The organism is Roseovarius sp. MBR-51 (assembly GCF_053628575.1).
In genome coordinates this window covers 377491-390823 of sequence record NZ_JBRJGQ010000003.1, presented here as the reverse complement: position 1 = coordinate 390823, position 13333 = coordinate 377491, and the positions used below count along the sequence as shown (strand labels likewise).

Genomic DNA, 13333 nt, shown 5'->3' with positions numbered 1-13333 from the left:
TTCAGGGACGGAAAGCGGGACGAACTCCCTTTAAGATTTCGCTGCCTGCGTGGGTGAAACGCGCAACTCGGCAAGCGGAATATGGCAGCGGATCACATGCCCATCTCCGGCCTCTTGCGCAGGCGGTGTGTCGGTCTCGCAAAGCGTTCCGCGTTTGACCGGACAACGCCGCTGGAATGGACAGCCGCGGGCGGGCGGCGAGAGGTCGGCGAAATCCTCTGCCAAGAGGTTTGGTGTGAGATCAGGATCAGGCTCGAGCACCGCGCCCAAAAGCGCCTCAGTATAGGGATGTGAGGGGTGTGCATAGACTGCCGCTGCGGATCCAACTTCGCAGAGCCGTCCCTGATAGAGGACGGCGACCCGGTCTGACAATGCGCGCACGACCGTCAAGTCATGGCTGACAAAGATGAAAGCGGTGCCATGCAATCCCTTGAGATCGTTGAGCAACTCCAGAACCGCCGCTTGCACGGAGACGTCGAGCGCCGATGTGATCTCGTCGCACAGCACGATTTCCGGCCCGGCGGCAAAGGCGCGTGCCACAGCCACGCGCTGTTTCTCACCACCTGAAAGCTGCCCCGGTCGGCGGTCGAGATAATGTGACCCCAACCGCACTGTGTCGAGCAACTCGGCAGCACGGTCCCGCAGGGCGCGCTCTCTGAGTCCAAAATAGAGCCGTAGAGGTTGGGCTAGTATCTCGCCGACTGACTGGCGTGGGTTGAGACTGTCGTCCGGGTTCTGAAAAATCATCTGGATGCGGCGCAGGTGATCCGGGCGGCGCTGTTCAACGCTCGGGCTGAGGTTTGTGCCATCGCCGAGAGTGATGCGCCCCTTGGCAGGAGGCAACAGGCCCGCAATTGCCTTTAGAATAGTGGATTTTCCGCTTCCGGATTCCCCGACAAGCCCCAAAGTCTCGCCGCGTGTCAGGTGCAGAGTGATGCCATCGACGGTAGAAGGGGGGCGTGGTGCGCCTCTGAGTGCGGCTAGGATTCCGGGTTGGTCATAGCGGACTGCCACATCTTCAAGTCGCAGCACAAGTGGGCTATCGGCCGCGCAACAGCTGAGCACTGCTCCTGCACCGCCTAGATCAAGCTCCGCCACCTGCATCGGGTAAAGACAGCGGGTCATCTGTCTGGCCATGCCCGCGATCATTGGTGGGTGCGTGGTGGTGCAATCCTCGGTCGCCATTCCGCAACGCGGCGCAAAGGCACATCCGTGACGGGGGCCGTCTGGACCCGGCGGTCGTCCTTCAAGAGCGCAGGGCAGGGTGCGGTCGCCCAGCCGTGGGATTGACGCCAAAAGTCCGCGCGCATAGGGGTGGCCGGGATGTCTGAGCACCTCGCGCGTGGGCCCCGACAGCACGGTTTCCCCGGCATAAAGCACCTGCACCCGGTCGCAGACCCGCGCGATAACCCCAAGGTCGTGGCTGACATAGACCATGGCCATGTTGCGTGCAGCAGCTAATTCTCTCAGTAATTCAAGGATATGTGCCTGCGTGGTGACGTCGAGGCCAGTGGTGGGCTCATCCAGCATTAGCGCATCGGGCTCACCGGCGAGGGCCATGGCTATGGCCACGCGCTGTTGCTGACCGCCAGATAGTTCATGCGGATAGCGGCGCAGAATTGCTTTGGGGTCTGGCAGCCGGACCTGAGTCAACAGATCCAAGGCGCGCTCGGCATGAGAACTCGTCGGCATGGAGCAATGCAGCTGCAATGCCTCGTGAATCTGTCGCCCGATGCGCAGGGTCGGGGTCAGCGCTTGACCTGAGTTTTGAGGAATGAGGCCAAGCTGACCGCCGCGAATCTTGGACAACTCGTGAGATGTACGAGCGAACATATCCGCCCCGTCATAGATCACCTCACCAGAAATTTTCTGCAGCCCGTGTTTGAGATAGCCCATGGCTGCAAGGGCCAAAGTGCTTTTGCCCGAGCCACTTTCGCCGACGATGCCAATACTTTCGCCGCGGCAAACGGTCAGATCGACCTCATGCAAGACCGGAAGAAGCGCCCCGGAGCGGCCCCGGAACCCGATACAAAGTTTGCGAATGTCGATCAGGGGGGGGCTGGTCATGTCACACCACCGCCTTGCGGCTCTGATCGAGGCCGAGAGTTTTCGCAAGAGCGTCTGCGGTCAGGTTGATGCCAATGATCAGGCTGGAGAGGGCCACAACTGGTGCGATTACGCCCCACGGGGCCAACGACATATAGACTCGCGCGTCCGAAACCATCAGCCCCCAGTCGGGACGTGGAGGGGCGACCCCAAAGCCGAGAAACGACAGGGCGGAGAAGCCTAGGAGCATCCAGGACCAACGCATCGCGCCCTCAACCAGCAGAGCATCGGCGACATTGGGCCAAAGTTCGCGGCGTACGATGTCCAAGGGGCGATGTCCCCGCGCTCGGGCGGCAGAAATGAAATCGCGGGCGACCACCTCATGCGCGGCTGCGCGGGCGACGCGGATCACGGGTATCCCAAAGAAAAACGCTAATGTGGGCATTAAGACCTCGCCGCCGCTGCCAAATACGGTGATGAGCACCAAGAGGGGCAGGATGCCGGGCAGGGCGAGGAAGGCATCGACGAGGCGCATGGCGACCTCATCCGTCCAGCCACCGCGCAGGCCGAGGTAGACTCCCAGAAGGCCGCCCCAGATCATCGCGATGGGGGTGGCGATGCCGGTGACCAAGAGAGCCTCGCGACCGCCTAAGAGCACGCGGGTCAGAACATCACGCCCGAGATGATCTGTGCCCAACCAATGCTCGGACGAGGGGCCAGAAAGTGTCTGAAGCGCGTTCATCTCTTTGTAATCAAAGGGAACTATCCAAGGACTGATGAACGCTAATAGAAGGTGACAGACGACCAGCGTGAACCCGATTGCCCCGGAAGGGCGCGCAATCATATTGCGCAAGATCGCGGCAGTGCGGGTCATCCCTGCCTCATGCGGTGGCTGCGCAGGCGGGGGTTGAGGGCGAGGCTGAGGATGTCGGCGATGAGGTTGATGGCGACGTAGGTCGCGGCCACGATCATGGTGATTGCCTGCACGACAGGCAGGTCGCGGCCTGAAATGGCATCCACCAACAACCGGCCAAGTCCCGGATAATTAAAGACAACTTCGACCACGACCACCCCACCCAAGAGCCAAGCAACGGTCAGGGCGATGATGTTGATGGCGGGCAGGAGGGCGTTGGGAAGGGCATGACGAAAGACGATCTGCCAGTAGGGAACACCTTTGAGGGTGGCCATCTGAACATAGTCGCTGGCCATGGCGTCGATCACCGAGGAGCGCACCATGCGCATGATATGGGCCACCATCAACATCGTCAAAACCACCGCCGCGAGGATGAATTCAGGAAAGAATTCAAGGGGTTGCGCATCAGCAGGGGTCAGGACAATGGCTGGAACCCAACCCAGCCAGATGGCGAAAATCAGGATCAGAAGGGTGGCGGCGACGAATTCGGGGATGGTCATGGCAAAGATCGCGCCGGTGGAAAACAGCAGGTCTATCCACGTGTCACGGCGCAGCCCGGCGACGGTACCAAGAAAAATAGACAAGGGAATTCCAACACTTAGCGCCCCTGCGGCCAAGAGAAAGGAGTTGCGCACGCGGTAGCCGACGAGGTCGGTGATGCTATCCTGACCATTGGCGGACAAACCGAAGTCACCCTGTAGGGCGGCGCCTGCCCAAGACAGGTAGCGGCTCAGGGCGGGGCTGTTTAACCCAATGATTTCACGACATTTTTCCAGAGCTTCGCCGTGGGCGTCGCGTTCAAGAATGGCGGTGCAGGCGTCGCCGGGCAAGGCCTCGACGCCGAGAAAGATGATCACCGAGACGAGCCAAACTGTGACAAGTCCAAGCGCCAACCGCTTGAAAATCATAGAAAACATCTGTCCTGTTCCCCTGAAACAGGTCACGGTCCCCTGCCTGTGCCTGAGCGCAGACTAGACCAGCGCCTGTGCCTGCGTCGAGCGTTTCTTGGGCTAGGGCGGTGTACATCCTGTGCCTTTTGTACGCGCGTTATGTACACAGGATCGGATGGGTTGGAATTTCTGTGGTTTTTGCAGGTTCAGAGCATGGATCGAGGCGTTTGGACCGGCCTGTCACATTTTCGAGTATGGGCTGTGAAGGGGGAGTGAACGGGAGGAGATCGAGGGATTCCCATCGTTGGGATACCGAGTTAGACGCCGAGGTATTGATCGGTGATCTCTGGTGTCAGGTCCGTAAAACCGCCCTGCCAGACGGTGCGTCCTTTTTCGAGGATCACGGCGCTGTCGGCGACGCGCCCGAGTTCGCGGATGGATTTGTCGATCACCAAGAGCGCCATACCGGTTTCGGATTTGAGGCGGGCCAATGCCGCCCAGATTTCCTGACGCACCACCGGGGCCAGCCCTTCGGTTGCCTCGTCGAGGATGAGGAGGCGGGGATTGGTCATCAGCGCCCGGCCAATCGCCAGCATCTGCTGTTCGCCGCCCGAGAGGGAGGCGGCGATTTGTTCCTGACGTTCGGCCAGACGCGGAAAGAGGCGGGTCACGGCGGCCATATCCCATGCGCCGGGGCGGGCGGCGGCGATCAGGTTCTCGCGCACGGTGAGGCTGGCAAAGCAGCGCCGCCCCTCGGGGACAAGGCCGATGCCCGCGCGCGCGGCGCGGTGGGCGGGCATACCGCTGAGGTCACGCCCGGCAAAACTGGCGGTGCCGCCGCTCTGGCGCAGGAGGCGGCAGATCACCTTGACGGTGGTGGATTTGCCCATGCCGTTGCGGCCCATGAGGGCAACAACCTCGCCCTCGCTGACAGAGAGGCTTACATCGAAGAGCGCCTGACTTGCGCCGTAAGAGGCGGTGATCTGGGTGAGGGACAGGAGCGTCATGGCGCGACCTCGTCGCTGTCGTCACCAAGATAGGCGCTGCGCACCTCGGGGTCGCGGCGGATCTCGTCCACGGTGCCGGTGGCGATGATCTGGCCGTAAACCAGCACGCTGATCCGGTCGGCGAGGGCAAAGACCGCGTCCATGTCATGCTCGACCAGCAGGATCGGGGCCTCGGCGCGCAATTTGTCGAGAAGCGCTGTCAGCGCGCGGGTACCATCCGCGCCAAGACCGGCCATCGGTTCATCCATGAGGAACGCGCGGGGGCGCAGGGTGAGGGCGATGGCCACCTCCAATTGGCGGCGTTGGCCGTGCGACAGCTCGGCGCAGCGGGTGTTGCGGGCGTCAATCAGGCCGACGGTATCCAAGGCCGCTTCGGCGCGGGCGCGCAGATCGGCGTCGCGCAAGACGGGGCGCAGAAAGCGCACCACATCGCCGCGTTGCCCAAGTGCGCCAAGGATGGCGTTTTGCAGCACGGTATAGTCCATCGGCAGGGCGGAAATCTGGAACGTGCGCGCCATGCCAAGCCGCGCGCGTGCGGCCGTATCAAGGGCGGTCACGTCCTGCCCGGCAAAGAGGATGCGGCCTGCATCGGGGCGGAGTGCGCCCGCAATCTGGGCGATGAGGGTGGATTTGCCCGCGCCATTGGGGCCGATCAGGGCGTGAATTTCGCCCAGTTTGAGATCGAGCGTGATGTCGCGACTGGCGGTGAGTGCGCCAAAGCTCTTGGTCAAACCGCGGATATCAAGAATGGGATCAGTCATGCGGCTGTCCCCGTCCGGCGAGGAGCCCGAAAAGCCCGCCGCGCGCGAAAAGCACGGTGCCAAGGAGGATGGCCCCGAGGTAGATGTGCCAATAGTCGCTAAGCCCGCCCAAGCTGTGTTCGAGCAGGATGAAGAGCGCGGCCCCGGCGACCGGGCCAAAGACGCGGCCGACACCGCCCAGGATCACGAAAACCATGATCTCGCCCGAGGTCTGCCAAGAGAACATCACCGGGCTGACAAAGCGGTTGAGATCGGCAAAGAGCGCGCCTGCAAGCCCGGTGATCGCCCCTGAGAGCGTGAAGGCGATGAGATAGAGGCGGTAGGGGCGTTGGCCAATCGCGGCAACGCGCGCCTCGTTCTGCCGCGCCGCGCCCAGCATCAGGCCAAAGTTTGAGCGGGCAAGGCGGGCGGTAAAGACAAGGATCAGCGCCAAAAGGCCATAGCAGAGCGCGAAGAACTGGATCGGGTCCATCGTGTTGAGACCCGGAAAGCCGTTGCGGACATAGATCGAGAGGCCATCCTCGCCGCCGTATGCGGGCCAAGAGATCGCGAAATAATAGAACATCTGCGAAAAGGCCAAGGTGATCATGATGAAATAGACCCCCGTGGTGCGCAGGGAGAGCGCGCCGACGGCGAGGGCGGCAAGGGCCGAGGTGAGCGTGGCGATGATCCAGATCACCGGCATGGATTTGGTGCCGGGAATTGTCAGGGGCCAGTCGGTGACGCTGGTGTAGGTCTGGGCGTGAAAGGCGAGGATGCCCATGGCATAGCCGCCCAGCCCGAAGAAGAGCGCGTGGCCAAAGCTCACCAGGCCGCCAAAGCCGAGGGCGATGTTGAGGCCGACACCGGCGATGGCGAGGATCACCGCGCGGGTGGTGAGGGTGATGAGGAAGGGCTCGTCCGTGGCCCAAGCCCAGAGCGGGATCAGCAAGAGGAGCGCCATGAGGGCGGCGTTGAGCGCGCGTTCGCGGGTCATGTCGCGGCCCCGAAGAGGCCACGGGGGCGAAAGATCAGAACGCCCGCCATGAGGATATAGATCGCCATCGAGGCGAGAGAGGCGCCGACCGAATTGGCCGCCGCCGGGTCCATGAAGGTGGCGAAGAAGGTTGGAAGAAGGGCGCGGCCCATTGTGTCGGTCAGACCCACGAGGAGCGCCCCGACAAAGGCCCCCTTGATCGAGCCGATGCCGCCGATCACGATGACGACGAAGGCGAGGATCAGCACCGGCTCGCCCATGCCCACCTGCACCGATTGAATGGCTCCGATCAGGGCGCCGGCAAGGCCCGCGAGCGCCGCGCCAAGGGCGAAGACCAGCGTGTAGAGCGCCGAGATGTTGACGCCGAGGGCGGCGATCATCTCGCGGTCATTCTCGCCTGCGCGGATGCGGATGCCGAGGCGGGTTTTAGAGATCATGGCAAAGAGGGCGGCGGCGATCACGAGGCCTGCGCCGATCATGGCAAGGCGGTAGCGCGAATAGTCGATGCCAAACGGCAGGCGCAGCGTGCCGGAGAGCCAGTCGGGCGTGTCAAGATAGAGCGGGAAAGAGCCAAAGACCCAGCGGGTGCCCTCGGAGAGGATGAGGATGAGGGCAAAGGTGGCCAGGACCTGATCGAGGTGGTCGCGGTCGTAGAGGCGGCGGATGACGAGAAGCTCGATCAGCACGCCTGCGAGCGCCGCAGCGGCAAGGCTGGCGGCGAGGGCCAAGAGGAACGAGCCGGTCAGCCCAGCGACCCAAGCGGCGGCAAAAGCACCGATCATGTAGAGCGAGCCATGCGCCAGATTGATCAGCCCCATCACGCCGAAGATGAGCGTGAGCCCGGCCGCCATCAGGAACAGCATCACCCCGAATTGCAGCCCGTTGAGGGCCTGTTCGATGAGCAGGACGGTGGGCATGGTGTGGGTCAGCCCTTGGGTTTGAGGCCGATGCGGCGGCCGATGCCATCGGGGCGGGGCAGGGCGGCATGCGCCTCGGCCATGGCAGCCACGCGGGCGGCGACATCCTCGGGCATGGGCACGACGCGCGGGCCGTTCAGATCCACATGCAGCGTCAGCCCCTCGCCGGTGGCGGCAATCCAGCCGTCGCTGTGATAGAGTTGCTGAAAGAAGTGAAAGCGTTTGCCGTCATGGTCGAGCAGATAAAAGCTGCTGCGCAACTGGTCGCCCAGTTTTACCTCGCGCAGATAGCGGATGTGGAACTCGGCGCTGAAGGTGGTGAGGTTGCGGGTGGCGCGGTAGGCGGGGCCAAAGCCCATTTCCTCGAACGCCTCATCGGCGCAGCGGTCAAAGAGCACGGTGTAATAGCCCATGTTCATATGACCGTTATAGTCGATCCAGCCCTCTTCGACCGGGTGGAAAGCGGAGAGGAAAGGCTGGGCGTCGGGCATTTGACCTCCGGGCGTTGGGGTTTGCGGGTCTTTTAGGGGATTTGCGGCGGCAAAGGCAATGGGATGGGGCGTCTGGCGGTTTCGTGATTTGGATTTCAGGGCGGCGTGCTTAGGTGTGAGGAAAGTTGGATCAGCAGGGGAGATGCGCGATGATCACACGGCGGAGCGTTTTGGCAGGGGCGGTTCTGGTCGCGGCGGGGGCCGGGGCCTATCTGGTCTGGGGACGGGGCGGGTTCGAGGAACTGGCGGCGGCCCCGGTTTTTGCCACGGAGGGTGTCGCGCTGGGCGGCACCGATCCGGTGGGGTATTTCAGCGAGGGGCGCCCGGTGGCGGGATCGCCTGCGCATAGCTTTGACTGGAATGGGGCGACATGGCATTTCGCCAGCGCCGAGAACCGCGACACCTTTGCCGCCGACCCCGCCCGCTACGCGCCGCAATATGGCGGGTTTTGCGCCTGGGCGGTGGCGGAGAAGGGCAAGCTCTACTCCACGCAGCCGGAGAATTGGGCGATTGTGGAGGGCAAGCTCTATCTCAACTTCAACGACGACATTCAGGAGAAGTGGCAAGCGGATGTGCCGGGGTTCATCGCCCGTGGGGATGAAAGGTGGCCTGAGGTGTTGAAGGGGGAGGGGTGAAGGGTGGGCATCAATCTGGTTGGATGCGGTACAGCACCAGTAGTCTAGACTGCGGTTCACTGGCTGGAGTAGCCTTTCGGTTTTCCGAAAGGCTAACTTGTGTATCATGCCAAAACAATTCCTTGCGGGGGAAAAGCTCACCGCTCGTAAGTTTTGGCTGCTGTGGCCTTGTACTACCTGAAAAACCCCAAGTGTACTTAGTCAACGGGTAGCTAGCACACTCTTAATATCGCTCGCAGCCGTTGATAAAGTGACGGAAACCCCTGCTGCCTCAAGCATATTGCGCGCCTCAATGTAAGCACTGTACCGACGACGATCCTCCGTTTCGGGCGCGCGTATCGGAAAGAGGACAGACCCACGAATTACCCCAGATTGCCGAAGTCTTCGAACAGCATAACTCCACTTGTTTCCGTGTTCGATGATGCTTTCTGGTCTCTCTTGCTTCAGAGATATTGGCTTAATTACGTCGTGGGCTGCGTCCCCCTGCATTTCCACGAATGGGAAACGAGCTTGGTAGACGCCGTCGCGAAGGCGCATCTCAGCGTAACGATCCGAAAGGCCTAGAAACTTCAGACTGCCACGAACTTCCTTCTCCATAATTTGCTCAACATATTGGGGTGTCGCAAAATCGCGATCTACATAATATCGATACAGCCGCTCTAATTCCGAGCTAGCATCTTTAGCTAAGACCATTCGAACTTCACTAAATCTAATCACTCCCTCTTTCTTTCGAGTAAGCTCATGGAGAAGAAGATTAGTAAGGCTCCGCTCCTCAAAGTTCAAAGCAAGCTGCTTGCGATCTCGCGTCGTCGCCGCCCTCATTCTCGTTAGTTCTTCGCAAAGATTTCTGACAGCGGACTGATAGACCTTTGGGTAAGCCTCGGCAAAGAATGCCGTAATTCTTCTGTATTTTTTTCTCTGAACCTTGAAATCGAAATAGTTCAGGCTTGGGGAGATCAGGACTATGCCGATATTCGCAAATTCACCGGTCTCACTAAACGGCGCGAAGCGTACGATGGTATACAGGAGCGTGTCCATGCTAAGCATTCCATCCATTCGGGTCACACAGCCGATCAAGCTGCGCATGCATTCCCTCAAAGTCCAGCTGAGCCTCGATACTCATCATTTCGTCACTATACAACCATTGTTCGGGTATTCCCTCAACGATCTCCTTCCAACCACTAAGTGCTGCTTGAAAAGATCGTGAGTAGTGAGTCCGCAATTCTGGGCTCGCCAAGATGCTCTCTAGGTCGTCCCTAAACACGTGGTTAGACCGGAGTACTTCAAGCGTAACTGTAGAATCGAAAGCCAAATTGTGATCGAGAACTACTAGGGTGTCTCGCTCTACGTCCCAGAAGAGATTAGGATTACCACCATATTCAGTAAGTACCCGGTCGCCGTTGCAAATCCAGTAGTCAAACGCAACGACGTCGCGTCGTGCAGGCAAGGGTACCTTTTGCGCTCGTGATAGGTCTATTTCCATCAAGCTGGGTACTCTCTTAGAGGCAAAGAGCACGCCGAACCCTAGATCGTTGCGCAGATCGCTTAGATCGCCAATATTGGGAATTCTCGGTAGCTTAGCCAACTCGAAGTCGGGGATTGGGAGCCCAAGAGCATGTCCCAAATGAGCGCAAACTAGCTCACTCACTAATCCCTGCGGCGTAAGGTTACGTCCCTTCACATAGTAAAACTCGCCATCGCTCAAGCGACATAATCGAGGTCGCGTCACCCCATCGCCCGCTATAGTGGTCGGCTCTATGATTATCAGCATTCGGTATCTGGTCTCACAATGCGACATAAATCTGCGCTGACGTAGGTAGCAGTTTAGACCACGCGCTTATAGGTAACAGTGTGATCTCATTGTCAGCATTTGTTTACAGAAATCGAAAAAGCAACGCCAGTCTGCCGGAGTTTCAACTAGCTCACAATAGGTTATGGCGACTGATTCTCCGTTCACCTTAACGCTTTGGAGTTTGATTAGCTTTCCTTTGAAAGACTAACTGCGATAAAGTCCGTTTGAGTTATGCAATATTGGCGTCTATACGCTATCCGCAGTTTACTACAAACGCAGAAACTCCGTCACATCCTGCGCTCACCACCATCATTCCCGCCTTACTAGTCTACCACTCACGCCCACGGACCCCGCCCCCTCCGCTCGCCTGCCATTTCGCGCAGGGCGCGGATGCGGTTGGCGGGGTTGGGGTGGGTGGAGAAGAGCCGGTCATGGGCATGGGCGTGCAGCGGGTTGATGATGAACATATGCGCCGTGGCGGGGTTGCGCTCGGCGGTGTCGTTGTCGATGCGCTGGGCCAGCCCTGAGATTTTCTCGAGCGCCGAGGCGAGCCAGAGCGGGTTGCCGCAGATGTCGGCACCGATGCGGTCGGCCTCGTATTCGCGGCTGCGGCTGATGGCCATTTGCACGAGACCTGCGGCCATGGGGGCGAGGATCATCAGCGCCAGCGTGCCAATCAGCCCCATGCCATTGTTGCGGTTGCCGCCGAAGAACATCGCGAAATTGGCGAGCATGGAGATGGCCCCTGCGAAGGTGGCGGTCACGGTCATGATGGTGGTGTCGTGGTTGCGGATATGGGCCAGCTCATGCGCCATGACGGCGGCGATTTCCTCGCGGCTGAGGTTGCGTAGGAGGCCGGTGGTGGCGGCGACGGCGGAATTGGCCGGGTTGCGCCCGGTGGCGAAGGCGTTGGGCTGATCATTGTCGAGGATATAGACCGCGGGGCGCGGCATGCCGGCGGCGTCGGCCATGTCATGCACCATCTGGGTGAGCGCCGCGCCTTCTGGCCCCGAGGCGGGGCGGGCGTTGTGCATGCGCAGCACCATGCGGTCGGAATTCCACCACGCAAAGGCGTTCATGGCAAGGGCAAACACCAAGGCGATCATCGCCCCGCCCATGCCGCCCAAAAGCGCGCCGATGCCCAGAAAGAGCGCGGTCATCGCCGCCATCAAAATGCCTGTGCGCAGATAGCCCATCGGATCATCCCCCGTGATATACCGAGGCAATATGGGGGTTTCTCGGAGGCTTGCAAGCGGGAGATCCTTGGATCCGGGGTGGGCATGCTGTTGAAAGGGGCTGGTCCCGCGCGGGCGAGCGGCTAGGATGCGGGCATGATCATTTCGCCCGGCCGCAATTATATCTTTGTGCATATCCCCAAGACCGGCGGCACCGCGCTGGCGCTGGCGCTGGAGGGGCGCGCGCAAGCGGAGGATATTCTGATCGGGGATACGCCCAAGGCGCACCGCAGGCGGGCGCGGCTGGCGGGCGTGCAAGCGCGCGGACGCTTGTGGAAACATGCGACACTGGCCGATATCGACGGGCTGGTGAGCGCCGAGACGGTGGCGGATGCGTTTACCTTTACACTGGTGCGCAACCCGTGGGATCGGATGGTAAGCTATTACCATTGGCTGCGCGGGCAGGATTTCGAGCATTCGGCGGTGGATCTGGCGAAAACCCATGATTTCGCGGGATTTCTGGCGGTGCCCGAGACACAGGCCGCACTGCGGGCCAACCCCGCACGACGCTATATGACGGCGGCGGATGGGCAGGAACAGTGCCGTCTCTATATCCGGCTGGAGCATTTGGAGGCGGATGCAGCCCCGCTCTGGGCGCATCTGGGATTTACGCTTGCGGTGGGGCGCGCCAATGCCTCGGAGCGGGGGCATTACCGCGACTATTACGGCAGCCGCGAGGTTGGGATCGTGGCGGAGTGCGCGGCTGAGGATATCGCGCGATTCGGCTATGAGTTCTGACGCGATGTGACAGTTCCGTGAGATTGCGAGCGTCGCATGTGCTAATCCGACAGCTTTGGCTGGGTTGTTCACCACGTCGCAACGGTGCCTTTTTCCTGCCTGAATCCGAGCAAAAACGGGTCATGTTAACCATGACTTAGTCACTCTATCGGAGTGTTGGACTGTCGGACAGGCAGGCCTATGGGTACAAGTTTGAGAGGGACCGGGACCGGGATGCTGGGCTGGATTGGCATGGGCGCAGGCAGGGCTGCCACGGAGCAGATGGCAGAGCCGTCTGGCGTGAGAAGCGGCCTTTTGAGCGGGACGCGGGTGGCCACGGGACATGGCTGGCGTCCGGTTCAAGCCCTCTGTACGGGAGATCTGGTCGTGACCTTTGATGCGGGTGTGCAGCCCCTCACCAGTGTTGTGCGGCATCCGCTCTGGACCGGCGAAAGCGCCTGTCCACCGCGATTTTGGCCGCTGGAGTTGTCGCGTGGGGTGCTGGGCAATCGCGCGCCGCTGCGGATCATGCCACATCAGGCGGTGATGATCGAGAGCGATCTGGCCGAGACACTCTGGGGCGATCCCTTTGCACTTTTGCCCGGTGCGGCGCTTGACGCGATGCCCGGTGTTGACCGGGTGCCGCCTGATCCGGGAGCGGAGGTGGTTCTATTGCAGTTCGAGACCGAGCAGGTGGTGTTTGCCGAGCATGGTCTGATGGTGCTGTGTCCGTCCTCACGCGATCTGCTGGCGTATGCGCTGGGCCCAGAGCAGGTGTCTTATGACGTCTTGTCCCTCGTCGAGGCGCGGGGGCTGGTGCTGGCCATGGCCCGGATCGGCGCGCTTGGGCATCCGGTGAGCGAGTCCTCAGAGCGCGGATATATGACGGTCTGAACGAAGCTGGGACGATTGGCCCTTGGCAGGCGGTGCGGCGCAGAGTTTGATGGGGGCAG

14 protein-coding genes are annotated in these 13333 nt (G+C 61.0%); 3 read left to right on the top strand and 11 right to left on the bottom strand.

Annotation, left to right across the window (positions count from 1 at the left end; genetic code table 11):
• Positions 1-30: 30 nt before the first annotated feature.
• The 8 genes from ACSSVY_RS06435 to ACSSVY_RS06400 all read right to left on the bottom strand — a co-directional run bounded on the left by ACSSVY_RS06435 (position 31) and on the right by ACSSVY_RS06400 (position 8001).
• Entirely contained in the window at positions 31-2067 is a 2037-nt protein-coding gene (locus tag ACSSVY_RS06435) for a dipeptide ABC transporter ATP-binding protein (RefSeq protein ID WP_454268580.1), read from the bottom strand.
• Between the two features lies 1 nt (position 2068).
• Entirely contained in the window at positions 2069-2920 is an 852-nt protein-coding gene (locus ACSSVY_RS06430; RefSeq protein ID WP_454268579.1) for an ABC transporter permease, read from the bottom strand.
• Entirely contained in the window at positions 2917-3876 is a 960-nt protein-coding gene (locus tag ACSSVY_RS06425) for an ABC transporter permease (RefSeq protein WP_454268578.1), read from the bottom strand. Before ACSSVY_RS06425 ends, ACSSVY_RS06430 begins: the two co-directional genes overlap by 4 nt.
• Positions 3877-4166: 290 nt before the next feature.
• Positions 4167-4856 carry an ABC transporter ATP-binding protein gene (locus tag ACSSVY_RS06420; RefSeq protein ID WP_454268577.1) on the bottom strand — a complete coding sequence of 230 codons (690 nt, stop codon included), beginning with the start codon at positions 4854-4856 and terminating at the stop codon, positions 4167-4169.
• Positions 4853-5617 (bottom strand): ABC transporter ATP-binding protein, encoded by a 765-nt coding sequence (locus ACSSVY_RS06415; protein ID WP_454268576.1) that lies wholly within the window; start codon positions 5615-5617, stop codon positions 4853-4855. Before ACSSVY_RS06415 ends, ACSSVY_RS06420 begins: the two co-directional genes overlap by 4 nt.
• Positions 5610-6593: a branched-chain amino acid ABC transporter permease gene (locus tag ACSSVY_RS06410; RefSeq protein WP_454268575.1), complete on the bottom strand. Its 984-nt coding sequence runs from the start codon at positions 6591-6593 to the stop codon at positions 5610-5612. Before ACSSVY_RS06410 ends, ACSSVY_RS06415 begins: the two co-directional genes overlap by 8 nt.
• Complete coding sequence (locus ACSSVY_RS06405) at positions 6590-7510, bottom strand: branched-chain amino acid ABC transporter permease (RefSeq protein ID WP_454268574.1); 921 nt, start codon at positions 7508-7510, stop codon at positions 6590-6592. Before ACSSVY_RS06405 ends, ACSSVY_RS06410 begins: the two co-directional genes overlap by 4 nt.
• 8 nt (positions 7511-7518) lie before the next feature.
• Positions 7519-8001: a thioesterase family protein gene (locus tag ACSSVY_RS06400; protein WP_454268573.1), complete on the bottom strand. Its 483-nt coding sequence runs from the start codon at positions 7999-8001 to the stop codon at positions 7519-7521.
• 149 nt (positions 8002-8150) lie between these two features.
• On the opposite strand from ACSSVY_RS06400, the gene ACSSVY_RS06395 reads away from it, so the two are divergent.
• Positions 8151-8636: a YHS domain-containing (seleno)protein gene (locus ACSSVY_RS06395; RefSeq protein WP_454268572.1), complete on the top strand. Its 486-nt coding sequence runs from the start codon at positions 8151-8153 to the stop codon at positions 8634-8636.
• 201 nt (positions 8637-8837) lie between these two features.
• Here ACSSVY_RS06395 and ACSSVY_RS06390 read toward each other — a convergent pair whose 3' ends face one another.
• From ACSSVY_RS06390 to htpX, 3 genes are all read right to left on the bottom strand, one after another.
• Positions 8838-9674 (bottom strand): DUF3037 domain-containing protein, encoded by an 837-nt coding sequence (locus ACSSVY_RS06390; protein ID WP_454268571.1) that lies wholly within the window; start codon positions 9672-9674, stop codon positions 8838-8840.
• 1 nt (position 9675) lies between these two features.
• Entirely contained in the window at positions 9676-10407 is a 732-nt protein-coding gene (locus ACSSVY_RS06385; protein WP_454268570.1) for a HipA family kinase, read from the bottom strand.
• A 356-nt stretch (positions 10408-10763) separates the two neighbouring features.
• On the bottom strand, positions 10764-11624 hold the full coding sequence (htpX, locus tag ACSSVY_RS06380) for a zinc metalloprotease HtpX (protein WP_454268569.1): 861 nt from the start codon (positions 11622-11624) through the stop codon (positions 10764-10766).
• A 135-nt stretch (positions 11625-11759) separates the two neighbouring features.
• Here htpX and ACSSVY_RS06375 point away from each other — a divergent pair, with 135 nt between their 5' ends.
• Complete coding sequence (locus tag ACSSVY_RS06375; RefSeq protein WP_454268568.1) at positions 11760-12401, top strand: sulfotransferase family 2 domain-containing protein; 642 nt, start codon at positions 11760-11762, stop codon at positions 12399-12401.
• A 213-nt stretch (positions 12402-12614) separates the two neighbouring features.
• Positions 12615-13274 carry a Hint domain-containing protein gene (locus tag ACSSVY_RS06370; RefSeq protein WP_454268567.1) on the top strand — a complete coding sequence of 220 codons (660 nt, stop codon included), beginning with the start codon at positions 12615-12617 and terminating at the stop codon, positions 13272-13274.
• Positions 13275-13333: the final 59 nt, after the last annotated feature.